Annotated in this window: 27 protein-coding genes; 13 read left to right on the top strand and 14 right to left on the bottom strand. The window is 64.9% G+C overall.

The features are described 5' to 3' along the window. Positions 1–16: 16 nt before the first annotated feature. On the top strand, positions 17–805 hold the full coding sequence (locus QO259_RS12675) for a hypothetical protein (RefSeq protein ID WP_285950231.1): 789 nt from the start codon (positions 17–19) through the stop codon (positions 803–805). 445 nt (positions 806–1,250) lie between these two features. Continuing rightward, the gene (locus QO259_RS12670) at positions 1,251–1,697 is read left to right on the top strand and encodes a hypothetical protein (RefSeq protein WP_285950230.1); all 447 of its coding nucleotides are present in this window, start codon (positions 1,251–1,253) and stop codon (positions 1,695–1,697) included. Between the two features lie 464 nt (positions 1,698–2,161). On the opposite strand, the gene QO259_RS12665 is transcribed toward QO259_RS12670, so the two are convergent. Continuing rightward, complete coding sequence (locus QO259_RS12665; protein WP_285950229.1) at positions 2,162–2,956, bottom strand: glutamate racemase; 795 nt, start codon at positions 2,954–2,956, stop codon at positions 2,162–2,164. A 24-nt stretch (positions 2,957–2,980) separates the two neighbouring features. Beyond that, on the bottom strand, positions 2,981–3,613 hold the full coding sequence (locus QO259_RS12660; protein WP_207032133.1) for a LysE family translocator: 633 nt from the start codon (positions 3,611–3,613) through the stop codon (positions 2,981–2,983). Between the two features lie 280 nt (positions 3,614–3,893). Between QO259_RS12660 and QO259_RS12655 the strand changes: the two genes are divergently transcribed. The 5 genes from QO259_RS12655 to QO259_RS12635 all read left to right on the top strand — a co-directional run bounded on the left by QO259_RS12655 (position 3,894) and on the right by QO259_RS12635 (position 7,316). Next, complete coding sequence (locus QO259_RS12655) at positions 3,894–4,517, top strand: LysE family translocator (protein ID WP_285950228.1); 624 nt, start codon at positions 3,894–3,896, stop codon at positions 4,515–4,517. Positions 4,518–4,530: 13 nt separating this feature from the next. Next, the gene (locus tag QO259_RS12650; RefSeq protein WP_285950227.1) at positions 4,531–4,797 is read left to right on the top strand and encodes a hypothetical protein; all 267 of its coding nucleotides are present in this window, start codon (positions 4,531–4,533) and stop codon (positions 4,795–4,797) included. Between the two features lie 3 nt (positions 4,798–4,800). After that, positions 4,801–5,121: an ASCH domain-containing protein gene (locus QO259_RS12645; RefSeq protein ID WP_285952773.1), complete on the top strand. Its 321-nt coding sequence runs from the start codon at positions 4,801–4,803 to the stop codon at positions 5,119–5,121. An 81-nt stretch (positions 5,122–5,202) separates the two neighbouring features. Further along, entirely contained in the window at positions 5,203–6,951 is a 1,749-nt protein-coding gene (locus QO259_RS12640; protein WP_285950226.1) for a DUF748 domain-containing protein, read from the top strand. After that, complete coding sequence (locus QO259_RS12635; protein ID WP_285950225.1) at positions 6,948–7,316, top strand: GFA family protein; 369 nt, start codon at positions 6,948–6,950, stop codon at positions 7,314–7,316. The genes QO259_RS12640 and QO259_RS12635 overlap by 4 nt, the downstream gene beginning before the upstream one ends. A gap of 77 nt (positions 7,317–7,393) precedes the next feature. Here the strand turns inward: QO259_RS12635 and QO259_RS12630 are convergent, their stop codons facing one another. Continuing rightward, complete coding sequence (locus QO259_RS12630) at positions 7,394–7,657, bottom strand: type B 50S ribosomal protein L31 (RefSeq protein ID WP_285950224.1); 264 nt, start codon at positions 7,655–7,657, stop codon at positions 7,394–7,396. Between the two features lie 256 nt (positions 7,658–7,913). On the opposite strand from QO259_RS12630, the gene QO259_RS12625 reads away from it, so the two are divergent. Together QO259_RS12625 and QO259_RS12620 are read left to right on the top strand one after the other, a co-directional pair. After that, complete coding sequence (locus tag QO259_RS12625; RefSeq protein WP_285950223.1) at positions 7,914–8,213, top strand: hypothetical protein; 300 nt, start codon at positions 7,914–7,916, stop codon at positions 8,211–8,213. 117 nt (positions 8,214–8,330) lie between these two features. Then, complete coding sequence (locus QO259_RS12620; RefSeq protein ID WP_285950222.1) at positions 8,331–8,723, top strand: STN domain-containing protein; 393 nt, start codon at positions 8,331–8,333, stop codon at positions 8,721–8,723. A 69-nt stretch (positions 8,724–8,792) separates the two neighbouring features. Here QO259_RS12620 and QO259_RS12615 read toward each other — a convergent pair whose 3' ends face one another. Continuing rightward, positions 8,793–9,071, bottom strand: coding sequence for a hypothetical protein (locus QO259_RS12615; RefSeq protein ID WP_106419704.1), 279 nt, complete (start codon positions 9,069–9,071; stop codon positions 8,793–8,795). Positions 9,072–9,265: 194 nt separating this feature from the next. Between QO259_RS12615 and QO259_RS12610 the strand changes: the two genes are divergently transcribed. Then, positions 9,266–10,213: a CHAD domain-containing protein gene (locus QO259_RS12610; protein ID WP_285950221.1), complete on the top strand. Its 948-nt coding sequence runs from the start codon at positions 9,266–9,268 to the stop codon at positions 10,211–10,213. A 126-nt stretch (positions 10,214–10,339) separates the two neighbouring features. After that, positions 10,340–11,887 carry a BCCT family transporter gene (locus QO259_RS12605; protein ID WP_285950220.1) on the top strand — a complete coding sequence of 516 codons (1,548 nt, stop codon included), beginning with the start codon at positions 10,340–10,342 and terminating at the stop codon, positions 11,885–11,887. A 143-nt stretch (positions 11,888–12,030) separates the two neighbouring features. On the opposite strand, the gene QO259_RS12600 is transcribed toward QO259_RS12605, so the two are convergent. The 10 genes from QO259_RS12600 to def all read right to left on the bottom strand — a co-directional run bounded on the left by QO259_RS12600 (position 12,031) and on the right by def (position 23,194). After that, complete coding sequence (locus QO259_RS12600; protein WP_353057284.1) at positions 12,031–12,525, bottom strand: Hsp20 family protein; 495 nt, start codon at positions 12,523–12,525, stop codon at positions 12,031–12,033. Positions 12,526–13,132: 607 nt separating this feature from the next. Beyond that, positions 13,133–14,347, bottom strand: coding sequence for a TraB/GumN family protein (locus tag QO259_RS12595; protein ID WP_285950219.1), 1,215 nt, complete (start codon positions 14,345–14,347; stop codon positions 13,133–13,135). 109 nt (positions 14,348–14,456) lie between these two features. Beyond that, a complete protein-coding gene (sstT, locus tag QO259_RS12590) occupies positions 14,457–15,719 on the bottom strand; it encodes a serine/threonine transporter SstT (RefSeq protein ID WP_285950218.1) in 1,263 nt (420 codons plus the stop codon). A 212-nt stretch (positions 15,720–15,931) separates the two neighbouring features. Then, complete coding sequence (locus QO259_RS12585) at positions 15,932–17,380, bottom strand: TrkH family potassium uptake protein (RefSeq protein ID WP_285950217.1); 1,449 nt, start codon at positions 17,378–17,380, stop codon at positions 15,932–15,934. Positions 17,381–17,432: 52 nt separating this feature from the next. Beyond that, the gene (gene trkA / locus QO259_RS12580) at positions 17,433–18,806 is read right to left on the bottom strand and encodes a Trk system potassium transporter TrkA (RefSeq protein ID WP_035473960.1); all 1,374 of its coding nucleotides are present in this window, start codon (positions 18,804–18,806) and stop codon (positions 17,433–17,435) included. A gap of 220 nt (positions 18,807–19,026) precedes the next feature. Next, the gene (locus tag QO259_RS12575) at positions 19,027–19,233 is read right to left on the bottom strand and encodes a dodecin (protein ID WP_035473958.1); all 207 of its coding nucleotides are present in this window, start codon (positions 19,231–19,233) and stop codon (positions 19,027–19,029) included. Between the two features lie 106 nt (positions 19,234–19,339). Continuing rightward, positions 19,340–20,113 carry a nicotinamidase gene (locus QO259_RS12570; RefSeq protein WP_285950216.1) on the bottom strand — a complete coding sequence of 258 codons (774 nt, stop codon included), beginning with the start codon at positions 20,111–20,113 and terminating at the stop codon, positions 19,340–19,342. 102 nt (positions 20,114–20,215) lie between these two features. Next, positions 20,216–21,577: a 16S rRNA (cytosine(967)-C(5))-methyltransferase RsmB gene (gene rsmB, locus QO259_RS12565; RefSeq protein ID WP_285950215.1), complete on the bottom strand. Its 1,362-nt coding sequence runs from the start codon at positions 21,575–21,577 to the stop codon at positions 20,216–20,218. Next, positions 21,574–22,596 (bottom strand): methionyl-tRNA formyltransferase, encoded by a 1,023-nt coding sequence (fmt, locus tag QO259_RS12560; protein WP_285950214.1) that lies wholly within the window; start codon positions 22,594–22,596, stop codon positions 21,574–21,576. Before fmt ends, rsmB begins: the two co-directional genes overlap by 4 nt. Before the next feature lie 85 nt (positions 22,597–22,681). Next, positions 22,682–23,194: a peptide deformylase gene (gene def / locus QO259_RS12555; protein WP_285952772.1), complete on the bottom strand. Its 513-nt coding sequence runs from the start codon at positions 23,192–23,194 to the stop codon at positions 22,682–22,684. Positions 23,195–23,384: 190 nt separating this feature from the next. On the opposite strand from def, the gene QO259_RS12550 reads away from it, so the two are divergent. Further along, on the top strand, positions 23,385–24,503 hold the full coding sequence (locus QO259_RS12550; RefSeq protein WP_285950213.1) for a LysM peptidoglycan-binding domain-containing protein: 1,119 nt from the start codon (positions 23,385–23,387) through the stop codon (positions 24,501–24,503). Then, entirely contained in the window at positions 24,500–25,654 is a 1,155-nt protein-coding gene (dprA, locus tag QO259_RS12545; RefSeq protein ID WP_285950212.1) for a DNA-processing protein DprA, read from the top strand. The genes QO259_RS12550 and dprA overlap by 4 nt, the downstream gene beginning before the upstream one ends. Positions 25,655–25,743: the final 89 nt, after the last annotated feature.

Raw genomic sequence — 25,743 nt, 5'->3', positions numbered from 1 at the left:
AAGAGGTGAAAAGTTGGTGACTGAATCAAATTTCAAATTAGCTAGTCGCACCACGATTGCAATTCTAGCGCTCGTAGTCATCGGTTTAGTTTTGATAGTTGTATCGCTCTGGCTTACCGAGGGGTTTTGGAGCCAACTCTGCAGTCAGCTTTCCACGGCGCTTCTAGTTGGCGGTATTTGGACAGGGGTATACGAATGGTTTATGCGAAAGGATTTCATTAATGTTAATCGAGAGCAAGCCAAAGAGATACTCGACCGGATTAAACTGGCTCAGGGCGAGGAGTCAATAGGCTTATATGAGGTTTATGACGATTCTAATGACTTTAATTACTCATCGTTGCTCCTTCAGTCTCGTCAGCTTACAATCCTATTGAATGATGGGAGGACTTGGATTTCAACGCATAGCGAGGATATAAAAAAACGTCTTCGTGATAGGGAAAAAAGCACGACATTTTTAGTTTTGCATCCAGAGGCGAAAATGCTAGAGGTTATGGCTATAAAGGTTGACAGTACACCGGCGAACTTACGAGCTAAGATCGCTGAAAGTGTTAAAATGCTCCGTAATCTTTCTGACAGCGATTCGAATGTTGAAATCCTTGGACATCATTTATTTAACCCTCAAAGTATGTTTATAGGAGATTCGATAGCTGTTGTTACGCCATATTATGCCGCACGGGGGCGCAGAACAGTGCCCCTGTTCCGCTTCGGTGATTCTGGAGATCACTCGTACTATCGAAAGCTTATGGAAGATCTCCATGATTTAAAAAATGATGCTGTCGATATCTCTGATTATGAGCGCGAATAACATTCTCAAAAGATGGTGCGGTTGCCGTCCAAGGCGTTGCCGCATTATAAGCGGAAGCTGAGCTTCGGTGTGGGATTTTTGTTATGAGCGATATGTTTAGGCAAGCTGTTGTTTTATCGAGATTTTCTGTAAAGGGATGGTATCGTTATCGAGATCTTTTTCAGATTTTGTCGCCGAAAGATAACTTTACGAAGCCTAAGGCAATAGTGGGTCATCATCCCCTAATGTTTCAGTGGAAATATCAAACTCCTCAAAGTGTCGAAAACGAACCAGACCAACCTGAAATGCCTTCGTGGGTGCATGAAAATAATGCCTCTGCCGCGAAAGCGAGAGAGATTCTCTTGATTTTGGGAGTTTTTCTTAGCCCCCGGATCTTCGAATACCAAGACGAGCAAAGCTGGTTTTTACCCCTCGATGAGACTCATCGCGGATCAACGGAGCCGCAGTGGGGGCAAAACTTTATACTGTCAAAGAATTTTTCAGTTCAATTGATGATTTGTCCGATGTGGGTGGTGTTCAAGAGATAGAGAAAGTCGAAAGTAATGCTTATTCTAATAGGTATGCAGAAAGTTTCGATGCGCTGTTTGATCTCCCGGAAAATCTAGACTTCCTGCTCGATGCATACTTTGAACTGGATCTATATCAGAAAGATCGCTTCCCTTCACCTTGTGCCTTGTTTGAAAAAGGTTCTGAGTTGTGGAGCTCTCACCCGAGCTTATCATTTATCTCATTCGTTTCGAGTTTGGAAGCTTTGGTTAATCTAGAATATAGAGGTAAGCAGGTTGAGAAATGCGTTAAGTGCGGCCAGGATCGACACAGAGTGACTAAAAAGCTCCTTGATTTTTTGCTAATTATGGAGCTGATGGTCCGGAATTCAAAAAGTACTCAATGAAGATATAAAAATATCGATAAAAGGTGGTTCACACTGGAGAGCTTTTTATTGGAGAAGTGATTCCTGAGGAGTTATGGTAGTCATAAACGGGTGTTCGATTACGATTTTCGCCGAAGTGTAATGCGGACGGTTCGAATATGTATCGCAAACTGGATTCTTTGTCATGGCTCAAAATCTAGCAAGTAAATGCAAGAGACGCCTGCGGCGCATTTGATTTAGGTTTTACATCAATTCTGAGTCAACATCCGTTTAGGAGGCTAATCCCCCTCGAGGTGAGCTGACGTGAAGGTGGAGGTAAGACCCTCCGATTGCACCTTGTGGTATACCTAATGGCATATATCGATTTTTCTAAAGGTATTTTCTCAGTAAGTCATGTTGTTAAGGGGTTTTTCTAGTCCTGCTTCGGGCGCCATTCCTTCCGCGTTACCTGCCTCGCCTCCTTGATCTGGGCACTCGAGGCGTACTTACGCCACCTTCTCGAGCGCTAGCTCGACCCCCAGGCGTGCCAGCATGCGTTGAAAATCCGCCAGGCTGTAGCGCTCATCTTCCGTTACCAGCGCGCGGATGCGGCCGCTGCCCGGCGTGCCTCCGCCCAGCCCGGCGACGATCGTCTCGGCGGGGTCGAGGAAGTGGCAATCCGGGCTGGCGGTCTCGAAGAACCCCTTGAGCCAGGGCAGGTGCGTACTCGATAGCGTCAGCACCTCGAGACCCGGCACCCGGCGATGCAGCTCTTTGACGAAGGCATCCACCTGCGCCTGCGTCCCCTCGGGGTCGAACAGAAAGGCGCCACTCTCCACCAGTTCCACCATCGCTGAAGCGTCGATCAAACTCACGGTCTCCGGCGCCGACGTCTGCTTGGCCACGAAATCGCGCAGCTCGTCACTCTCGATCAGCGAGCGCACCCCCATGATGCCTACCTTGCCATGCGGGGCGAGCGCCAATGCCTCGGCCAGCGGCGGAAAGACCCCGAAGAGCGGCAGCGTAGTGAGCGGTCGCACTCGCTCCAGCACCGTGATCGAAGGCGCATTCGACGCCATCACGATGGCCGAAGGGGCGAAGCCTTCCAGAAAGCGCAGGGTGCGTGCCATCACCTCTGCGAGCTCGTCCGGCCCCTTGCTACCATAGGGAAAACTGGCGCGGTCGGCGAAGTAGATCACGTCTTGCCGGGGCAGGCGGCGCTGAATCTCGGCGACGATGGCGTAGCTGCCGATACCGGCATCGAAGACGGCGATAGGGCGGTTCAGGGCGCTCTCTGGCATGGAAAAATCCCCATCACGATGAGTTCAGCGGTGTGATACGGCCAGGGCTCCCCCGGCGGCAACGAACAGGCTGCCGGTGGTGCGGTTGAACAACCGCGCACGACGCGGCGTGGCGAACCAGCGGCTCACGCTGGAGCCAACCGAGGCGTAGGTGGTCATGGTGGCCAGATCGACCACGAGCCATGTCAGCGCCAGGATCGCGAACTGCGACCACTGCGGTTGGCTCAGGTCGATGAAGTTGGGAAACAGCGCGCCGAAGAACAAGAGGTCCTTGGGGTTGCTGATCCCCACGGTAAAGCCTTTGGTGAAGAGCTGCCGCCGGCTCCGCCCGAGTGTGGACGGCGCGCCCTCCCCTGCAGACACCGCAGGCGCCGCCGGTGCGCGCCACGCCTGCACGCCGAGATAGACCAGATAGGCCGCTCCGATCACCTTGAGCACCACGAAGGCGGTTTCAGAGGTGGCCAGAATCGCCCCCAGACCCAACGACGACAGCGCCATCAGGGCGAGCGATGCCAGCGCGCCACCCACCACCGTGACCAGCGCGCGGCGGCGCCCGTGGCGCAGCCCGTGATGCATGCAGAGCAGGGCAAAGGGCCCGGGAAACAGAATCAGCGCGGTGATGACGCCGAGATAGGTGATCCAGAGGGCGAGGTCCATCGTCTCTCTTCCTTGAATGGGCGGCTGGGCATCGAGTGATGCGAGCCATGTGGCGGGCACGGTTCGAGCTTACCGCAGCGCCAGTGGGGCTGTCGCATTGGTCTGGTGGGTTACCGTCTTGAGAAAGCTGAAACCAACATAGGCGTTGCGGTGGTGTCGGGCGGTATTGAATTCGCTTCAAAAGCGATAGCCTGGGCCAAATCGGCCGCTATCACGACTTGTCCCAGTAGGCCGCTTCGACACCCAGCGGCTCGACCCCATATCCGTAGGGCAGCTTCCCATGAACCTCCACCAACTCTGGCTCTTTCTCCCGGCCTGCTTCGCGCTGAATATGGCCTTTGGTCCCAACAATCTGCTGGCAGCGACCAATGCCGCACGGGTCGGGCCGTTGAAGGCGGTGCTGGCTTCGCTGGGGCGGATCGCGGCGTTCGTTCCGATGATCGCCGTGACCGGAGTCGGAATGGGGACGCTGCTGACGACTTCGATGTGGTTCTTCCTGATCGTCAAATGGGCCGGCGCTGCCTATCTGGCCTGGCTAGGGATCAAGCTGCTGTTGAGCCGGCCGCAAGCGGTCGAAGTTGCGGGCGAGGCGCCTCAGCCGCTCTGGCGGCTCATGCGTCAGGAGTTTCTGGTCGCGGCCGGCAACCCCAAGGCGATTCTGATTTTCACCGCCTTTCTGCCGCAGTTCGTGGTGGCAGAGCACTACGCGGCGAGCTTCACTCTGCTGGGCGCGCTCTTCTCGCTGATGGAACTGATCGCCGTGGCGGCCTACGCCATCCTAGGCAGCCGTATTGGTCGCTATCTGCGCGGTGGGCGCACCTTGCAGTGGTTCAACCGTGTCAGCGGCGCTTTGATGCTGGCGTTCAGCGTGGGCATTGTGGCGATGAAGCGGCCGGTGGTGTAGCGGATTGCAGGTGGTGGCGGCTTCGTTCTTCGCGAGCGAAGCTCGCTCCTACAGGGGGAGTGACAACTGTCGCGGCGCTCTTATCGGTGGATTGGCAAACGGCATGGCGGTAAGGCAATACGATGAGACTTTGGATATGACACCGCAGCAGCAGGCGTTCGTTGAGCGTTTTCTGGCCACGCTGGATGAACCGGAGCGGCACCGGGCATCGGCGATTCAGGTCGATTTTTTCTGTGACAATCAGACCGATACCGATGAATGCGCGCGTCTGGTCGATTAGGGTATCAAGCGTGCGAGCTGCGATTTGTTGGCGGCGCATGAGATCGAGGGGCGCGATAAACCGGCGCCCGGTGCGTTTACGCTGGTGGTCGATTGGGCCCAGAACCCGGTGTGCGTGATCGTGACGACGCAGGTGGAGATCGCCCCTTTCGATCAGGTCTCCGCCGAGTTCGCTTATCGGGAGGGCGAGGGTGACCGCTCGCTAGCGCAGTGGCGGGAGACCCACCGCCGCTATTTCGAGCGCGCGGCGAGCCAGCTCGGTATCTCCTTCAGCCCGCAGGATCTGCTGCTGTTGGAGCAGTTCGAGAAAGTCTATCCGCGCTGATATTCCGGCCGGCACGCCCGCTGTGGGTTGCTACGCTCAATAGGCAATCGAGCTGTATCACCGACGCAAGGGAGTGTGTTCATGGCTAGCGCGACCCGCCGCCGCTGGATCGGCGTTTTCACCGTGGCGCTGGCGCTACTGTTTCTGGCCATCGTGGCCGGCCCCTGGGCGCTGACGAAGTGGGCGGAGAGCCACTTTTCCCGCTCGCTGGGGGAGCCGGTCGCGTTGGAGCGCTTGTCCTTCAACCCCTTCACCGCCACGGCGTCGTTCTCGTCACTGGAGATCGGCAGCGGCAAGACGCCGATGCTCACCGCGGCGTCGGGCCGGGTGGCGTTCGCCTGGGATAGCCTATGGCAGCCGGGTATCCATATCGAGTCGGTCACCCTGAGCTCGCCGCATCTGAATCTGGTCTCGCCGCCTTCCGGGCCGCTCAACGTGGCCACACTCGGGCAGGGCTCGTCCGCATCGAACGATGCGGGTCAGCCGATGCCGCTGACCATCGACCGGATCCGCGCCGAGCACGGGCGTATCGCCTGGGTCGATCAGGCGGCTGCCGGGCAGCCCAGGATTCAGGCGGACGAGGTCGATCTGACGCTCGAGGATTTTCAGCGCCCGGATGGCGGCCCGATGCAGGGGCAGGCCACGGCGACCTTGGGCGGCGGCCAGCTCGATCTCGAGGGGCAGTTCGGAGTGCTGCCGCTGAGTGGCGATCTGGCGCTGAAGGCGCAGCAGGTCAATGCCGCGGCGCTCGACCCCTGGTTGACCCGGGCGCTGCCGGCGCGGGTGGTGGGCGGTCAGTTCTCACTCGATGGCAGGCTGCGCTTCGGCCAGGCGAGCCGTGCCGCCGTGGCCTATCAGGGCGGGGTGACGCTGAATGGCGTCGAGACCCAGGGCGCCCAGGGTCAGCCGCTGTTCTCGGTGCAGCGGGGCGTGGCCGAGCAGATCGATTTCGCCAGCGGTGACCATCTCGTCGTCGGTTCGCTTTCGCTTACCGCCCCCAAGTTGAACGCGCTGGTGGATGCTCAAGGTCGCTTCAATCTCCTCGCGCAGTTCGGCGGCAGCCAGCAGGCCCAGGCGGGGCAGGCTCAGAATGAGCGCAGTGAGGCCCAGAGCAGTCAGGGACAGACCGGCCAGAACCCAAGCATCGGGTATCAGAGTCAAGGCAGCGGAGATGACAGTCAATCCGGCGGTATGGCCCTGGCGCTGGATAAGCTGCGTGTCGAGCAGGGCGAGATGACGTTCGAGGATCGCCGCATGTCGCCGGTGGTGTCGCTGGATATCGGTCGGTTGCAGGGTCAGTTGACGCGCTTCGATACGGGTACCGCCAAGCCCGCCAAGTACCATGTCGAGGGCCGGGTGAGTGACGGCACGCCGGTGATGATCGAAGGCGAGGTGAGCTTCGGTGATAGCCTGGGTGCGCGCATGCATCTGACCACCCAGCGGCTGGCGCTGTCCCAGTTCGCGCCCTATATCCGGCGTTTCGCGGGCTATCGTATCGAGCACGGCAGTGCCGATCTCGACCTTCACTACCGCCTGCAGGACGGCGCGTTGACCGCGCGCAACCATATCATCCTCAAGCAGCTCGACCTGGGTCGCGAGGTCGACCCGGACGCCAGCTCGCTGCCACTGAAGAATCTGGTGGCGTTGTTGCAGGCGGAGAGCGGGGTGATCAATCTCAACATCCCCATCGATACCACCGTCAGCGGCAGCAACGTGGATATGAGCGTGGTGATCTGGCAGGCGATATCGGAGTCGTTGGAGAATCTCGTCACCTCGCCGATCGACTCGCTCCAGGCGCTGATCGGCTCCCCGGAAGAAGAGAGCCCATGACCCCACAGCCCATGAATACGCCAGGGCAACTGACGCTGCGCTGCGACTGCGGCAATCTCGAGGTCACTGCGGCGTTACCCGAGCAGGTGACCGCCTGCAACTGCGGCATCTGCCGGCGCTACGCGGCGCTCTGGGCCTACTATGCGCCCGGCGAGGTCACCCTGCGGGTCGGCGAGGCCGGGGTGGCCCTGTGGCAGCGCGGTGATCGCGAGATCGAGTTCGTGCGCTGTGCCAGATGTGGCTGTGTGAGCCATTACCGCACGCTACCCGATGATCCAGAACCGCTGATCGCGCTCAATACGCGGCTGGCAGAGCCGGCGCTGACGGATATTCCGGTGCGGCAGGCGGACAACGCCTGGCGCTGAACTTAAGCATCCGGTACGCAGGCTGTGGGTGTCTGGCAGGTATCGAAAAAAGCCCGGCGCGCTGGCCGGGCCGGGGGTCACTTGCGGCGCGCGGCGGCGATGCTGCCGAAGCGGCGCTGGAACTGGGCGGCGCGGCCTTCGCTGCCGACCTCGCGCTGCTTGCCGGTATAGAAGGGGTGCGAGGCGGAAGAGATATCCAGGCGCACCACCGGGTAGGTGTGGCCGTCTTCCCACTCCATGGTCTCGTCCGAGCTCATGGTCGAGCCGATCTTGAAGTACTTGTCGACGCTGGTGTCGTGGAAGATCACCGTGCGGTATTGGGGATGGATGCCGTCTTTCATGCGGTTTCTCCTGGGCCGTGGATGGCTGAATCGATGGCTTTATATTGTTATGTTATCACATATCTATATGGTGTGGGCAATGTTGCCGCTGGCTTCCCGCCAGGGGCGCGATGCCGAGCCTGGAGCGCAAGCCTCCGCTGTCTGCCCTGCGACTCATCGCTAGCTGGTTGAGTCATCCGTCTACGTTCAGCGGCGCCGATCCGGTATCATCGGCGCACTTTCCGGCGGACTTCTCTTTCTCTGACAGGCAGCGGACATGCATAACGTCTACGTACCCGTGGTGGCGATCCTCCTCGTCTTTGGTGCCATCTTCGGCTATCAGGCCTTCAGCGATAGCCAGGTCGATGACGACGTGGCGCAGCTGATCGCCGCCCAGCGCGGGGTGGAAAAGGTCGAGATGAAGGATCTTCAATCGGTGCAGAAGGGCTACGGCCTGTGCGGCGAGTATCGGGCCGCAGGGGAGACTACCTATGCGCCTTTCTACTACAGCCAGGTCAATGAGCAGGTGACGCTCGATACCCAGGCCAAGGTTTTCCAGAAGTACTGCGCCCGTTGAGCGCCTGGGCGATACGCCCCATCTTACGGCGGTAGACGGCGCAACCAACGGGGCTGTCGGCTTGTTTATCGAGAAGCAGGTATCGCGAGAGACGGGAACCGAGAAACGGAGGTCGCCATGGTCAGACGTTTTGCACTAGGCGCACTTGGCGCGGTGACTTTGGCACTGCTCTGCGGCTGTGCCCCGGCACCGGCGGCGCCGAAGCCAGATGCGCAGGCCGCCCACTCGGCGGGCATCTCCCCGGCCGCACCCGAGACGCCGGCGGCGGCGAAAGGCGCCTGCGACAAGCCGGCGGCGCACCCCATTCCTGCTCAGCGCTTCGACGAGACCGCGCAGCAGTTGGCCCATGCCACCGGCTGTTTCATCGAGACCGACCTCTCGCGAACCGCTGCTGTGCCGGTCAACGCGGTCACCGGGGCGATGAGTATTCGCCAGGCGCTGGAGACTGCTCTCGCGGGTACGCCGCTCGAAATCGTCGCGCAGACGCCGGATCGCATCACGGTGCGCTGAGACAACCCCGACGCGTAGAAACCCCGGCCGCCTCGATGAGCGGCCGGAGATGATCGCTGGTGGCGCAAATCAAATCTGCTGAAAGCGCTCGATCCGATCGCGGATCGCGACTTCAGGGCCGACCAGCTCGTTGAGATCGCTCTCGGTGAGGCCGATATGGGTGTGGCCCCGGGCGATGGAGACATAGGTTTCGCCTTCGCGGATCGCCTCCTCGACCATCAGCGACAGCTCCTTGCGGTCATTCAGCGACGCGGGGTCGAAGGGTTGCCGAGCGCGCTGGTGCTGCAGGCTCTGCTCCTTGCGGCAGCGGGTCAGCAGGCTTTCGGTGATGAACGGTGTACTCTTCACGGGATCGATCCCCCTCGGTCAGGTCCATCTTGAGCCTAGAACCGAGAGAGAACTCCTCTCCATTAGCTTTTGGGCGAATAGAGATAGCCGCCCGCTCCGGTCTGATGCATGGTCTACGCTGTGAATCCAGGAGGGTGTGCGTCTGTGAATCTGTGAAGTGACAGAGCGCCTGATCGCCGGAGTGGGAGCCAGCCATGTCTTATCGCCTCGATCTATCCCAACCGCTGGAAGATGAAACCCGCCGAATCGCCCTCGAGCAGATTGCGCGGGCGCGGCGTGCCCTGGCGGAGGCGCCGCCGGTGGAGGCGATCCACGAGCTGCGCAAGCGCTGCAAGAAGATTCGCGCGCTGCTGCGTCTGGTACGCTCGGCGCTGGGCAAGCGCTATGCCCGCGAGAACCGGCGTTTTCGCGATCTGGCACGCCAGGTCTCGGGCTGGCGCGACGAGCAGGTGCTGCTGGAAACCTTCGATGCGCTACTGGCGCACTATCGGGACGAGATAGACTGCCGCCACTACACTGCGATCCGCGCGCGGCTGAAGGCGCGTCGTGAACGCACCCTGGCCGATGAGCTTGTCGGTGAGGGTAAAGGCGGGGAGGGTAAAGGTGGGGAGGGCAAGGTTGGGAGCGAAGGCGCGGTGGACACCGCCGCACTCGAGGCGGCGCTCGATGAGGCGCGCCAGGCGGTACTCGGCTGGCGGCTGAAAGGGCCACAGCGCGATGCCTGGCAGGCGGGGCTCGCCATGACCTACCGCCGCCTGGATGATGCCGGCGAGACGGCCGCGGAGGAGGGCAGCGTGGTGGCGCTGCACGAGTGGCGCAAGCGGGTGAAATATCACCGCTACCACTGCGAGCTGCTGCGTTCGCTATGGAAGGCGCCGCTGACGGTGCGCGCCGAAGAGGCGCACCGGCTGTCGGACCTGCTCGGCGAGGATCACGATCTGGCGATGCTGGCGGCGGCGTTGGATGATGCGGACATGCAGCGCATCTCCGCCGAGCGGCGCCAGGCGCTCGGCTCGCTGGTGGCGCGCCGTCGCCTGAGTCTGCAGCGTAGCGCCATGCCGCTCGGCACGCGGCTGGCGGCGGAGTCGCCCAAGGCCCTGAGTAAGCGCTTCAAGCGCTATCGCCGGGCGCTGCCAAGCTGAGCACGCGCCGGATAGACGGACGCGCGCAACCCGGCGGGCGGCAAGCGCCGATACGCTCGGCGCTTGCCGTCTGCGGCGCGGGCCGGTAGGGTGGCGCGCTTCATGCCTAACGAACGCTCCCCTCATATGACTTCCGATCCCAACGCGCCATCGTCTACAGGTGGCCGTTTTGGCGACCCCGTCGTACTCATACTCACCGTGGGTTTCATCGTGCTGTTCGTCGCCGCTTCGGCGATCGCACCCGACACCGTGGCCCATCTCATCGACGTCGGTTTCACTCAGTCCGCGCGGCTGTTCGGCAGTACCTTCCAGCTCTTGATGCTGTTGACCTTCTTCATCGCCATCGGCGTGGCGCTGTCCCCGGCCGGCCGCGCGCGCATCGGCGGGCTCGACAAGCCGGACATGAGCACCTTCCGCTGGGTCTCTATCATCCTGTGCACGCTGCTGGCGGGGGGCGGGGTGTTCTTCGCCGCCGGTGAGCCGATCTACCATTTCGTGGTCACCCCGCCGGCGTTCGACTCCCAGGCGGGCACGCCGGCGGCGGTGCCGAATGCCCTGGCCCAGGCCTTCTTCCACTGGGGCTTCACCGGCTGGGCCATTCTCGGCACGCTGCCGGTGTGCATCCTCTCGCATCAGCACTACCAGCGAGGCTTACCGCTGCAGCCGCGCACGCTGCTGGCGCCGGTGATCGGTGACAAGCGGATGAAAGGCGTCCTCGGTGGCGTCATCGATGCCATCTGCGCCATCGCGGTGACCGCCGGTACGGTGGGGCCGCTCGGCTTCCTGGCGACCCAGGTCAGCTTCGGGCTCCACGATCTGTTCGGCTTTCCCCGTGGCTACGAGGTGCAGTTGATGATCCTCGTCGGGCTGGGGGCGATCTACGTCACCTCGGCAGTGACCGGGATCGACCGCGGCATCCAGTTTCTCAGCCGCTTCAACGTGATCTGGGCGATGATCCTGGGCGGCGTGATCCTGGTGCTGGGGCCGACCCTGTTCCTGGTCAATAGTTGGTTCCAGGGCTTCGGTAGCTATCTGAGCCACTTCTTCGAGCTGTCGACCCTGACCACGGTCACCGCGCCGCTGGGCTGGCTGAAGTGGTGGACAGTGTTCTTCTTCGCCTGGTTCGTCGGCTTCGCGCCGCCGATGGCGATCTTCGTCACGCGGATCTCCCGCGGGCGTACCATCCGCGAGATGATCATAGCCACTGCGGTGCTGGCGCCGATCGTGACCACGGTGTGGTTCACCCTGCTCGGCGGTTCCGGCATCTTCTACCAGCTCCAGGGCGTGATCGATCTGGCCGAGCCGCTCAAGAACTTTCAGTTCGACGTGGCCACGCTGACGGTGGCGCAGGCGCTGCCCGGAGGCACCTGGATGGCGCTGGCGGTGCTGGTGCTGACCACCATCTTCGTCGCCACCACCGGTGATTCGATGAGCTACGCGGTCTCCGTGGTGTGTGCTGGCCACGATGACCCGGGTGTGGCGCTGCGCGCCTTCTGGGGCGTCACCTTCGCGCTGATGGCGGCGATCCTGCTCTACATGGGCTCGGGTCAGGTCAGCGTGCTGCAGCAGTTCCTGGTGATCCCGGCGGTGCCGGTGGCCTTCCTGCTGATTCCCACCCTGTGGCACGGGCCGCGGGCGGCATATGCCATGGCCAGGGAGCAGGGTGTGCTCTGAGGTCCAACGTCACAGGCTCGGACGAAAGAAGGCCCGGCGGGTTACCCCGCCGGGCCTTCTGCTATCCGTCGTGCCGGCAGTGTGGGCTGCCTGGCCGGCGGATCTTGGCGGCCGTCGCGGCCGTCATCGCGCCCGGTTCACGCTCAGGCGTGGGCGGTCTCTACCGTTTCGCCCTGCGTCACGTCGCCCTGAGTCGCGTCGCTCAGGCGCTGCTGCTTGCCATTGATCGGGATCTGGCGCGGGCGCTGCTCTTCGGGCACCACGCGCAGTAGATCGACGATCAGCAGGCCGTTTTCCAGCCGTGCGCCCTGCACCTCGATGTTCTCGTCGAGGCGGAACGAGAGCTTGAACGCGCGCTGGGCGATGCCCTGGTGCAGGTACTGCACTCGCTCTTGGTCGTCACGCCCGTTCTTGCCGGCGCTGATGGTCAGCACGCGTTTCTCGACGTTGACATCGAGCTCGCCCTCGCCGAAGCCGGCGACCGCGACAGCGATGCGGTAATCGTTCTCGCCATACTTCTCGACGTTGTAGGGCGGATAGCTGGGTACGTCGTTCTGCATCGCGGTCTCGAACAGATCGTTGAGCCGGTCGAAACCGATGGAACGGCGGAACAGCGGAGAAAGAGACATCGTATTCATGGTGCAACCTCCTGAATGACAGCGAAGTCTTGGGGTGCCCGAGCCCATCTCGGGCCACCGGTCGCGGACCCGCTCGGCGGCGTCCGCTGTCGAGGGGATGACGCATGCAAGATGCCGTCGGCTGACTGCTCCTCTCTCGACGTTATGTTAAATAGGGTCGCCTGAACGGCTTTCAAGAGGGGAGGGCATCACGCGGCGATATTTTTTCTTCCCCAGTCCTCGGCCCCGCTATCAGGGGCCTCAGCGGAACCCGGAGTAGACAATGGTGGCAGTTGGAGGTCTTTCAATAGGGGGAGATGGAAGAGCAGGCGAATGCGCGGCAGGCGTTATGGGCGCACGCCCCGGGGCAGCCGCACGGCTCCCCCTATCAGGTGCGAGCTCGCTAGCGCAGGCATTTATGCAGCACTTCCCTAACGTCGTGGCGGTCCCGACGAAGGTGGCCAAACCCAACGATTCGCGAGCAGAGCTCACGCCTACAGCAGATAGATTGCAGCGTTCAGAGAGATGAAAGCCAGGCGAGTGTCTACACCACCGCAGCCAACGCTACCTCGGCTGGATGGTTTCCCCTGTAGGAGCGAGCTTGCTCGCGAAGGACGCAGCCGCCGAGCTAGCCAAATAGCTGCCCGGCGATACGCAGGCCGGCGACCCAGGTAGCGATCGCCGAGCCGAGGCTAGAGAGCAGGAACACCAGCAGGGTGCGAGCTACCCGGTTGCGCCACCAGCCGCGCCAGTGGCTGACGTCGCTGCGCAGGCGCGAGAAGTCACCCACCGTGGGGCGGCGGAAGTAGAGCTCGACCCCGGCGGTGACGAAGCCGACCCCGATAGTGGGGTTTAGCGAGGTGAGCGGGGCGCCGAGGAAGGCCGCGGCGATGGTCAGCGGATGGCCCAGGGCGATCAGCGCCCCCAGCGCCGAGAAGCTGCCGTTGATCAGCACCCATTCGGCGACCAGCGACCAGCCGAAGGCGGTATCGCGGCTGAAGCCGATGGCGAAGCCGGTGAGCACCAGCGCGACGATGATCCAAGGCAGCGCCTTCCACCAGCGCGCACGGGGCGCGGTGGACTCCAGCGCCGCGCGCTCCTCGCGCACTGCCAGCGCGGCCGGCGGCTGGGCGTCCAGCGCCCGCAGGTGCTCGCTCATGCCTTTGAGATGCCCCGCGCCGATCACCACCAGCACCCGGCGGGCCTGCCCATCGGGCAGCGACTCCACCAGCTTGAGCGCCATGAAGCGGTCGCGCTCGGCGATCAGCGGCACATAGAGCGATTCCGACTGCTCGGCGAACTCGGCGAAGGTGGATTCGAGCACATCACCCTCCTTGAGCTTCTCGATCTCCTCGCTGGAGACCGTCTGCCGCGACAGCACGCTGCCGAGCAGCCCCGAGATCAGCCCGAAGCGTTTGTACCAGGGCACGTTCTGGTAGATGCGCTTGAGGGTGACGCCGATCTCGCGATCGATCAGGTAGAGCGGCAGGCCGGCACGCTGGGCGCCCTGGACCGCGGCGCGCATCTCCGCCCCCGGCTCGATGCCGGAGTGGGCCGCCACCCGCTGCTGGAAGGCGCCGAGCGCCAGGCTCGCCGCGACCATGCCCGCCTTGCCCTGCTTGAGGACCTGGAACAGGTCGAGCTTGGCCATGGCGTCGGGCTGGGTCAGGCTCTGGTGGCGCGAGGTGCAGAGTTCGATCGCCACGGCGTCGAACTCGCCGGAGTCGATCAGCTCGCGTACTTCGTCGGCACTGGCCTGGGAGACATGGGCGGTGCCGAGCAGGGTCAGCTCGTGCTCGGCGAGCGCGACGACCTCGCGGGGGCCGGCTGTGGAGTCAGACATCGAGGAGAAATTCCAAAGGCTAGAGAAAAGTCATCGCCCCATATTGCACGTCACGGCGGCGATGCCAAGCCGGCCGGTGAAAAACCGGCCGACTTGGCCCGGGCTGGTCTCAGATCGCCTCTTCCACTGCGCCACTGGTCTCCTGCGCTGCGCGCGCCTTAGGCGAACGGCAGGCGGCGGCGGTGAACAGCACGTCGGTGGAGGAGTTGAGCGCGGTCTCGGTGGAGTCCTGCAGCACGCTGATGACGAAGCCGATCGCCACTACCTGCATGGCGACGTCGGCGGAGATGCCGAACAGGCTCGCCGCCATCGGGATCAGCAGCAGCGAGCCGCCTGCGACCCCGGAGACGCCGCAAGCGGCGAGGGCGGAGACGATGCACAGCAGCAGCGCGGTGGAGAAGTCGACGCTCAGGCCCAGGGTGTGGGCGGCGGCCAGGGTCATCACGGTGATGGTCACCGCGGCGCCGGACATATTGATCGTCGCGCCCAGCGGGATCGACACCGAGTAGGTGTCGGCGTGCAGGTCGAGGCGCTTGCACAGCTCCATGTTGACCGGGATGTTGGCAGCGCTGCTGCGGGTGAAGAAGGCGGTGATGGCACTGCCGCGCAGGCAGGTGAAGACCAGCGGATAGGGGTTCTGGCGGGTATACAGGAACACGATCAGCGGGTTGGTCACCAGCGCCACGAACAGCATGCAGCCGATGATCAGCCCGAGCAGATGGGCGTAGTCCGCCAGCGCGCTCATGCCGGTGGTGGCGAAGGTGTTGGCGACCAGCCCGAAGATGCCCAGCGGAGCCAGCCGGATCACCCAGCGCACCAGTCCAGAGACGGCATCGGAGAGATCGGCGAGGCCGCGCCGGGTGGTGTCGTTGGCGCGCCGCAGCAGCAGGCCCAGACCTACCGCCCAGGCCAGGATGCCGATGAAGTTGGCGTTGGTGAGCGCTGCCACGGGGTTGTCCATCGCGCTCAGCAGCAGATTGCGCAGAATCTCGGCGATCCCCGAGGGCGGGGTACCGTCGGCCTGGGGGGCGTCGATGATCAGCGTGGTCGGGAACAGGAAGCTCGCGCTCACCGCCACCAGCGCCGCCACCAGGGTGCCGATCAGATAGAGCGCCAGCACGCCGCGAATCTGGGTCGGCTGGCCGCGCTCGTGGCTGGCGATGGCGGCCATCACCAGCACGAACACCAGAATCGGCGCGATCGCCTTGAGCGCGCTGATGAATATCTGGCCCAGGATCTCGAACGACTGTGCCAGTGCCGGCGCCAGTTGGGCGACCAGCAGGCCGAGGAGGATACCGATGACGATCTGGGGAATCAGACCCAGCCGCAGGAACGACGGGGCGGAAGAGCGGCGTTGCGAATTGACGGACATGACTCTCTCGTGATGCGAAAGGTAGGGGACGGCACTACCGCTGCCTCGTGAGCCTCTTGGCGGCGCCGGAAAGCCGCGCATTCTATCATTGGCGACCCCCGGGCTTCCCCCCTGGCGATAGCGCGCTCGTTATCCTTTAGTGGAAGGCGGCTGCGGATAGTGGTGGCAGCCGTGGATAGTGGAAGGCTGCCGCGAACAGCGGGACGCCGCGCTCAGCGGCGCCAGAACGCCGGTGTGAACAGCACCAGCACGGTGAAGATCTCCAGGCGCCCGAGCATCATCGCCAGCACCAGAATCCACTTGGCCAGATCGGGGATATCGCCGTAGTCGGTGGAGACCGCACCCAGCCCCGGGCCCAGGTTGTTGAGCGCCGAGCCCACCGCCGACCACGCGGTGACCTGGTCGAGCCCGGTGGCCGAGAGCGCCAGCAGCATCAGCACGAACAGCATCAGATAGACCGAGAAGAAGCCCCACACCGCTTCGGCCACGCCTTCGGAGATGCGCATCTTGCCCACCTTGACCGCGAACACCGCATTGGGGTGGATCAGCCGGTGAATCTCACGGATGCCCTGCTTGAGGATCAGCAGGATACGGATCACCTTCATCCCGCCGCCGGCGGAGCCAGAGCAGGCGCCGACGAAGGCCGCCATGAACAGCATGATCGGCAGTACCCCGGGCCACAGGGTGAAGTCGGCGACGCTGAAGCCGGAGGTGGTGGCCACCGAGACCGCCTCGAACAGCCCGTGACGCAAACCGGTGGCATCGTGGTAGGTGCCGGTGGCGAACAGAGTGACCACGGTGATCAGCACCAGCAGGCCGAGGAAGGAGACGAAGAAGCAGAACTCCGGGTCGCGGATGTACTGCAGCAGGCGCTTTTCGCGCCATACCGCGAAGTGCAGCCCGAAGCTGATCGACGAGACGATCATGAACAGCACGCAGATCAGCTCGATGGTGGCGCTGTCGAAGTAGGCCATGCTGGCGTCGTGGGTGGAGAAGCCACCCACCGCGATGGTCGAGAAGCTGTGGCCGATGGCGTCGAACCAGTCCATGCCGGCGAGCCAGTAGGCCAGCGCGCAGACCACCGTGAGGATCACATAGATGTACCATAGCGCCTTGGCGGTCTCGGTGATCCGCGGGGTCAGCTTGGAGTCCTTCAGCGGCCCGGGAATCTCGGTGCGGTAGAGCTGCATGCCACCGATGCCCAGGGTGGGCAGGATCGCCACCGCCAGCACAACGATCCCCATGCCACCGAGCCACTGCAGCTGCTGGCGGTAGAAGCGGATCGACGCGGGTAGCTGGTCGATGCCGTGGAGCACCGTGGCGCCGGTGGTGGTGAGCCCGGAGAAGGATTCGAACACCGCGTCGGTGAAGCTCATCGCCGGCGCCTCGGAGACCATGAAAGGCACGGTACCGAACAGTCCCAGTACGCCCCAGAACAGCACCGTGATAATGAACCCATCGCGGGTGCGCAACTCACGCCGGGCGCGCCGGTTGGGCCAGTAGAGCAGGGCGCCGGTGACGACCGAGATCGCCATGCCGATGCCGAAGGCGTGCCAGTTGCCGTCGTGGAAGATCCGCGCGATCACCATCGGCGGCACCATGGTCAGGCTGAACAGCATCAGCAGCAGCCCGACGATGCGCAGGGTCACGAACAGATTCATGCGCACACGCTCGCGAACGGCATTGAGATAAACGACATCGGGACGAACAGCATCAGAAGAACGTGAGCCCGACCTGGAACAGCCGTTCGACGTCGCGGATGCGGCGCTTGTCGATCACAAACAGGATCAGGTGATCGCCGCTCTCGATCAGCACGTCATCGTGGGCGATCAACACCTCCTTGCCGCGCACGATGGCACCGATGCTGGTGCCGCTGGGCAGATCGACCTCGCCGATGGTGCGCCCGACCACCCGGGAAGAGCGCTTATCGCCATGGGCGATCGCCTCGATCGCCTCGGCGGCACCGCGACGCAGCGAGTGCACGTTGACGATGTCGCCGCGGCGCACGTGGGTCAGCAGGCTGCCGATGGTGGTCTGCTGCGGCGAGATGGCGATATCGATCTCGCCGCCCTGGACCAGATCCACATAGGCGGCGTTGTTGATCAGCGTCAGCACCTTCTTGGCGCCCAGGCGCTTGGCCAGCATCGAGGACATGATGTTGACCTCGTCGTCGTTGGTCAGCGCGCAGTAGATATCGCAGTCCTCGATGTTCTCCTCGAGCATCAGCCGCTTGCTGGTGGCGCTGCCGTGCAGCACCACGGTGCGGTCGAGCTTCTCGGAGAGCGTGCCGCAGCGGCTCAGATCGTGCTCGATGATCTTGACCTGGTGCTTGTGCTCGAGGGTCTCGGCCAAACGCTCACCGATGTTGCCGCCGCCGGCGATCACCACGCGGCGGAAGTCGCGGTCGACCTTGCGCAGCTCGCCCATCACGGTGCGGATATCCTTGCGCGCGGCGATGAAGAAGACCTCGTCATCGGCCTCGATCACGGTGTCGCCGGAAGGGATGATCGGACGGTCACGGCGGTAGATCGCGGCCACGCGGGTGTCGATATCCGGCATGTGGCGGCGCAGAAAGCCCAGCTCCTGGCCCACCAGCGGCCCGCCGTAATAGGCCTTGACCGCCACCAGTTGAGCCAGGCCACCGGCGAAGTCGAGCACCTGCAGCGCCCCGGGGTACTCGATCAGGCGGCGGATATGGTCGGTGACCACCTGCTCCGGGCTGATCAGCACGTCGACCGGAATGGCGTCGTTGGAGAACAGGCTTTTGCGCGTGAGATAAGCGGTCGAACGCACCCGGCCGATCTTGGTCGGTGTGCGGAACAGCGAGTGCGCGACCTGGCACGCGATCATGTTGATCTCGTCGGAGCTGGTCACCGCGATCAGCATGTCGGCGTCTTCGCCGCCGGCCTGACGCAGGATGTTGGGGTAGGACGCGGTGCCCACGACCGTGCGGATATCCAGGCGGTTCTGCAGCTCGCGCAGACGCACTTCACTGATATCCACGACGGTGATGTCGTTCTCTTCGTTGGCCAGATGTTCGGCCAGCGTGCCGCCCACCTGGCCGGCCCCTAGAATGATGATTTTCATGCCAAACCGTCAGGGAAGCACTGAGTAAAAAAGCGCGGGAGAGAAATGCCCGTTCACCATCTGGGGTCGGGCGCGCCTCGATCAGCGCGTAGCATAACGACCCTGGACGGCGAATGACACCACCCCGCACGTGGGCGGTGCGTGACGCCGGGAAGCCAGAGAAAAACAAACACCGGCGCGGGTGGCGACACTGTCGCTGCCCGCGCCGGTCGGGCAACGATCAGTCGAGGGAGATACCCACCTTCACCGTTACCTGCCAGTGGGCGATGCGCTCGTTCTCGATATGCCCGCGGGTCTCAGTGACCTCGAACCAGCGCATGCCGTGCAGCGACTCGCTGGCCTTGGCGATGGCGTTCTGCACCGCGGCTTCGATGCCGTCGGGGGAAGAACCGGTGATCTCGACCTGCTTGTAGACGTGATTGCTCATGCATTGGCTCCTGCTGGAAGTGAAGGTCTTCAGGGTGACGCTCTATTGGCGACGGCTGGCTATCGACCGGCTGCCAGCGATCGGCAACCGATAGCTCTCGATAACCCTAGGCCTCGATCACCGTGATCTCCAGCGCCGCCAGCCGTTCGAGCACGTCGGCGTCGGTGTCGAAGGTGACGGGGCGGGTCAGCGGCCATAGAAAATGGGTACGGAAACCGGCGGCCACGGCGTCCTCGGCGGTCCACAGCACGCACACGTCGCGGGCCAGGCCACAGACATAGACATCGCTCACGCCGCGGTCGCGCAGCCAGCCGGCCAGCCCGGTGGCGGGGCGATGGCCGTCGGGGCCAATGTTGTTGCGAAAGGCGCTGTAGGAGTCGGTGCGCGGATCGGTGCCCTTGCGGATGATCACGTCGCACGGCGACCAGTCGATGGCCGGATGCAGCGCCGCACCCTCGCTGCGCTGGACACAATGGTCCGGCCACAGGGTCTGGCTGTGGCCGTAGAGCTCGATCGCCTCGAACGGCTGGTGCGGCGGATGGCATGAAGCGAAGGAGACGTGGCGCGCGGGGTGCCAATCCTGGGTCGCCACCACATGGCCGAAGGCGTGCTGCGCCAGCAGCCAGGCAATACCCGGGAGAATCGCATCGCCCTCGGCGCAGGCCAGGGCACCGCCCGGCATGAAGTCGGGCTGTACGTCGACGATCACCAGCGCGCTGTTCTCGGCGATACCGTCGAGGGACGCCAAGGCCAGCTGGGTCTGGGTGTGGGGTGTGAACGCGGTCTCGCTCTGGGGCTCGGGTTCGCTGGCGGCCACCGCACAGGTCGTGTCGGTGGTGGTGGCTGACACGCGGGAATCTGACACGCTCTTGGCGGGCACGGGCGGCCTCCCTGATCCGGTATCCACCCTCAGTATCGAAGCGCGCCCGCCAGGGCGCAAGTCGGCGGGGAGATCAGGCTCCCCGCCGCTGCGGTCCACCCGTTACGGCGTCGCCTTCTCCAGCCGGGCGTAGAAGAAGCCGTCGTGGCCGTTCTGCGCGGTCAGGAGCTGGCGGCCTTGACCGGCGGGCTGGCCCCAGGCGAGGTCGTCGGGGGTGGTGGCGCGGGCATCCGGGGTGCGCGCCAGGAAGGCGGCGATCTGCTCGGCGTTCTCGGCCGGCAGCACCGAGCAGGTGGCGTAGAGCAGGGTGCCGCCGGGGGCGAGCTGGCGCCACAGGTTGTCGAGCAGACGCGCCTGCAGCGCGGCGAGGTCGCCGATGTCGCTGGCGCGGCGGGTCAGCTTGATGTCCGGGTGGCGGCGGATCACCCCGGTACCCGAGCAGGGGGCGTCGAGCAGGATGGCATCGAAGCCCGCGCTCGGCGCCGCGGCATCGGTATTCTCCGGGGTCTGGCCCAGCGTCTCGGCGAGCGTGGCGCTGCTGGCATCGAGGGCGCTCAGGCGGGCGTCGAGACCCAGCCGCTCCAGGGTGGCACCGACCCGCGCCAGCCGGCCGGGGTCGATATCGCTGGCGGCGAGGTCGAGGGTGAAACGCTCCAGCAAATGCGCGCTCTTGCCGCCGGGGGCGGCGCAGGCGTCGAACACCCGGGCGCCATCGCGGCCGTCGAGCGCTGGCGCCAGCAGGTCGGCGCAGAGCTGGGCCGATTCGTCCTGCACGCTGACGTCGCCCTCGGCGAAGCCCGGCAGCTGGTGCACGTCCACCGCCGCGGCGAGCTGGATGCCGTCGGCGGCGAACTGGCAGGCGCTGGCCTCGATGCCGGCGGCAGTGAGGCGTTCGAGGTAGGCCTCGCGCGTGCTCCGGCGGCGATTGACGCGCAGGGTCATGGGCCCGGCCTCGTTGTTGGCCGCGCACAGCGTCTGCCAGGCATCGGGCCAGGCCTGGCGCAGCGCCTTGAGCAGCCAGGCGGGGTGCCACAGCGCCACCGGCGGGTCACGGTCGACCTTGGCCTGGAGTGCCACCGATTCGCGCTGGAAGCGGCGCAGGCAGCCGTTGAGCACGCGGGTGGCCCAGGCCTTGCCCAGGCCACGGGCGGCACCGGCGGTCTCGCTGACGGCGGCGTGCGCCGGCACGCGCATGTGCAGGAGCTGGTAGAGACCCAGCAGCAGCAGCGCCTGCACGTCGCTGTCGCGCTTCTTGAACGGCTGGCGCAGCAGCTCCGCGGCCAATGCATCTAGGCGCGGATAAGCGCGGCAGACACCGAAGCAGAGCGCCTTGACGAAGCCGCGGTCGCGCTCGGCCACCGCGTGGGCGGCGATCTCGCCGTCGAGTGAGGCAAGCGAGCCTTCGCCGTTGATCACCGGCACCAGCAGCTTGGCGGCCACGGCCCGTGCACTGATTGCGCTCATGCGTCGGCTCCTGTCGACTCTTCTGACTGGCCCTGGTCTGGCTGGCCCAGGCGCTGCCCTGCGCCGAGCCGTGACGCCTTGGCGTTGAGCAGGTCGCGTGCTGCCAGCGGCTTGCCGCCCGGCAGCTGCAGCCGGGTGACCCGCAGTACCTCGCGCCCCTCGCTGCCGCAGGCGATGCGCAGGGCATCGTCCGCCGGGGCTAGCAGGGTGCCGGGGGGCGTGGCGGTCTGGGCGGTGTCCGTCTCGGCCTCGGCCAGCCACAGGCGTACGCTGTCGCCGTCGAGCCGTGTCCAGGCCACCGGCCACGGGTTGAAGGCGCGCACCCGGCGCGCCAGCGCCGCGGCGGGCTGGCGGAAGTCGAGTTCGGCCTCGGCCTTGGAGAGCTTGCTGGCGTAGGTGACCCCGTCGTCAGGCTGCGGCGTCGGTGTCAGGCCGCTCTCGCTCAGCGCGTCGAGGCCGGCGATCAGGGTTTCTCCACCGAGGGCGGCCAGAGTGTCGTGGAGTGTGCCACCGGTGGTGCTGGCGTCGATCGGCGTGCGCCGCACCAGCAGCATGTCGCCGGTATCCAGGCCGGCATCCATCTGCATCAGGGTGATGCCGCTCTCGCTATCGCCGGCCTCGATGGCGCGCTGGATCGGCGCCGCACCGCGCCAGCGCGGCAGCAGCGAGGCGTGCACGTTGAGACACCCCAGCCGCGGCAGGTCGAGCACCGCCTGCGGCAGCAGCAGACCGTAGGCGACTACCACCATGACATCGGCCGCGAAGTCGGCCAGCGTCTGCTGTGCCTCGGGCGTCTTGAGCGAAGTCGGCTGACACACCGGCAGGGCGTGATCCAGCGCCAGCTGCTTGACCGGGCTCGGCGTCAGCTTGCGCCCGCGACCGGCGGGGCGGTCAGGCTGGGTGTAGACGGCGACGACCTGATGGCGCGAGTCGAGCAGCGCCTGCAGGCTCTCGGCGGCGAAGTCGGGCGTACCGGCGAAGACGATGCGTAGCGCGCGGCCGTCGGTGCTGTGGCTCATGCGGCGGGGTTCCTCTCGAAGCACGAAAGGCCGGCGTCGCGGTGACGGCCGGCCTCGAACGAAGACTGACGTGGGCGAATCCGGATCAGGCGTCCTGATCCTGCTTGTGGCGCTTCTGCATCTTCTTGAGCACACGGTCGCGCTTGAGCGGCGACAGGTAGTCGACGAACAGCACGCCTTCGAGGTGATCGCACTCGTGCTGGATGCAGTGGGCGAGCAGACCGTCGGCGTCGAGCTCGTAGGTCTTGCCGTCACGGTCGGTCGCCTTCAGGTGAACGCGCAGGGCGCGCGGCACTTCGGCGTAGTAGTCGGGGATCGACAGGCAGCCTTCCTGCAGCGGCTGACGCTCGTCATCCAGCGGCGTGTAGCTCGGGTTGATCAGCACCAGCGGCGAGCTGCGGTCGTCGCTGACGTCCATGACGATCACGCGCTGGTGCACGTCGATCTGGGTCGCCGCCAGACCGATGCCCGAGGCGTCGTACATGGTCTCGATCATGTCGTCGACCAGGGCGCGGATCTCGTCGTCGACCTGCGCCACCGGGGCGGCCTTGGTGCGCAGGCGGGGATCGGGATATTCGAGGATGGTTCTGATGGCCATAGCGTTCTGGGTGCCCGTCGGCATGGTTGACGTAATCCTCTATTGTAGAGCCGCGGCGGTGCGTTCTCAAAATCCCGCGACGCGATTGCACTCTGTGAAGGCGCATTCAAGTCCCGTCGGCACGGGCCGATCTACTCCTGACAGGCGCGGCGCCGCCGCGCGACCGATATTCAGCGTCAGGAACAAAGCGATGGCGAACGGCCTGCGGCTCCCACCCACTCGGTTCTTTCGCCGCCTGGCGTCATCCGCACTCGGCTGTGCGCTCTTGATGTTCACGCTGGCCGGGCCGGGTGTGACACCGGCGCTGGCCTACACCCTCAAGCCCGATGCCCCGAGTCGCTACCAGGTGCGCCCTGGCGACACCCTGTGGGGCGTGGCGGCGCGCTTTCTCGAAGATCCCTGGTCCTGGCGCGAGCTTTTGCGGCACAACCCCGGCGTGGCCGGGCCCGAGCAGCTCTACCCCGGCGATGTGCTGGTGCTCGACCCTGGCGCCGGTGGGCCCGCGCTGCGTGTCGAGCGCGGGCGTGGTGAGACGGTCAGGCTCTCGCCCCAGGTGCGACGGGCGCCGGTGCGAGAGGCGCTGCCCAGCCTGCCGCTGGAGCGGGTACGGGTCTTCCTGAAGGCTTACCGGATCGTCGACCCCGCCCTGCTGGATTCGGCGCCGCGGGTGGTGGCGGGGCAGGGTGGGCGCCTGCTCAGCGGTGCCGGGGATCGGCTTTACGCCCAGGGGCGGCTGCCAGCGGTAGGCACGCGGCTGGGCATCTACCGCGCCGGAGACGACTATCGTGCCCCTGCCGACGGCGCTCCCCTGGGGCGTGAGCTGCAGCGCCTGGGCGAGGCACGGGTGGTTGAGCGCCAGCCTGACGTGAGCGAGCTGGAAGTGCTCGATGCCGAGCGCGAGATCCGCGCCGGAGACGTCCTGCTGACGCTGGACGATGGCGGCATCACCACCGAGTTCTTGCCGCGGGCGCCGGCCTCGCCGATCACCGCGACCCTGCTCGCGGTGCCTGGCGGGGTGCGCTTCATCGGCCGTGACGACGTGGTAGCGATCGATCGCGGGCGTGCCGACGGGCTGGCGCCGGGGCACGTGCTGCAGGTGATGCGCCAGGGCGAGCGGGTGCGCGCCGCCGACGGCGATGACATGATCATCCTGCCGCCACACGAGGCGGGCGCGGTGATGGTGTTCCGAGTCTTCGACCATCTCGCCTATGCGCTGGTGATGCGGGCCTCCGAGGCGCTGGCGGTGGGCGATCGGCTGACCACGCCCCAGGCACTTGGCGCCACGCTGGCGCGCGCGGAGGCGCCGTGAGCTCGGCGGGGCCGACACTGCGCGACTGGCTGGCGCTGGCCGCACTGCCTGGGCTCGGCCCCGCGCGGCTGTCGCCGCTGCTGCAGCGCTGGCGCGAGCCCGAGTCGCTAGCCTGGCCCCAGGGCTGGCTGGCGGTACTACCGGCTCGGCTGGCCCAGCCGCTGAGGCTGTGGCTCGATCACCCCACGAATAGCCCGCTCGAGGCTTCGGTCGAGGCGGCGCTGGCATGGCAGGCCGAGAACCCGCGCCACCATTTGCTGCATCCGGGGCATGCTGCTTGGCCCGTGCTGCTCGATCAGCTCCCCGACCCGCCGCTGGTGCTGTGGGCCAAGGGCGATCTGAGCGCATTGGCGACGCCGGCGATCGCCATCGTCGGCACGCGCAAGCCGACCCGAGAGGGGCGCGACAACGCCGCGGCCTTCGCACGCAATCTGATCGCGCGCGGCTTCGGCATAGTCAGCGGCATGGCGCTGGGTATCGATGGCATCGCCCAGCACACCGCGCTGCAGGTCGGCGGCGCTACTGTCGGCGTGCTCGGCTGTGGCGTCGACGTGGTCTATCCGCCGCGCCACGCCGGGTTGTACCGCGATCTGCTGGCGGGGTGTGGGCTGCTGCTGTCGGAGCATCCGGCCGACACCGCCGCGCATCCGCGCTTCTTTCCGCGCCGCAATCGGCTGATCACAGGGTTGTCTCAGGGCGTGCTGGTGGTGGAAGCCGCGGAGAAGAGCGGCTCGCTGGTCAGCGCGCGCCTGGGTCTCGAACAGGGGCGCGAGGTGTTCGCCCTGCCGGGCACGATCCACAACCCCCAGGCCAGCGGCTGCCTGCGGCTGATCCAGCGCGGCGAGGCGGCGCTGGTGCGCAACGTCGACGACATACTCGCCGAACTGGGCCACTGGACACCCACAACGGCTGGCGAGCAGCTGGACACGGCGCCATCCGAGGCCGCCACGCCACCGGTCACGAATCCGGAGGCGTCGGTGGGGCCGCACGCCGGGGTATTGGCGCAATTGAGCGATACCCCGACGCCGATCGACGTACTGGTGGCAGCGTGCGGCGAGTCGGTCGCCACGCTGCAACTGGCGCTGCTCGAACTCGAGCTGGAAGGGCAAGCGGCGCAGACCGCGGGCGGCTGGGTACGCCGCCGCGGTTGAATGTCGGCTAGACAGGATCTGTGCTCGGCCTCCGGACGTGGTTCGTCTCGGAGGTCGAATACGTTGGGTGATTTGCAAACCAATCGCGC

The sequence above is a fragment of the Salinicola sp. JS01 genome (assembly GCF_030284585.1).
Classification (GTDB): Bacteria; Pseudomonadota; Gammaproteobacteria; order Pseudomonadales; family Halomonadaceae; genus Salinicola.
The sequence above is the reverse complement of the archived record's forward strand: the minus strand, read 5'-3'. Positions and strand labels throughout refer to the sequence as shown.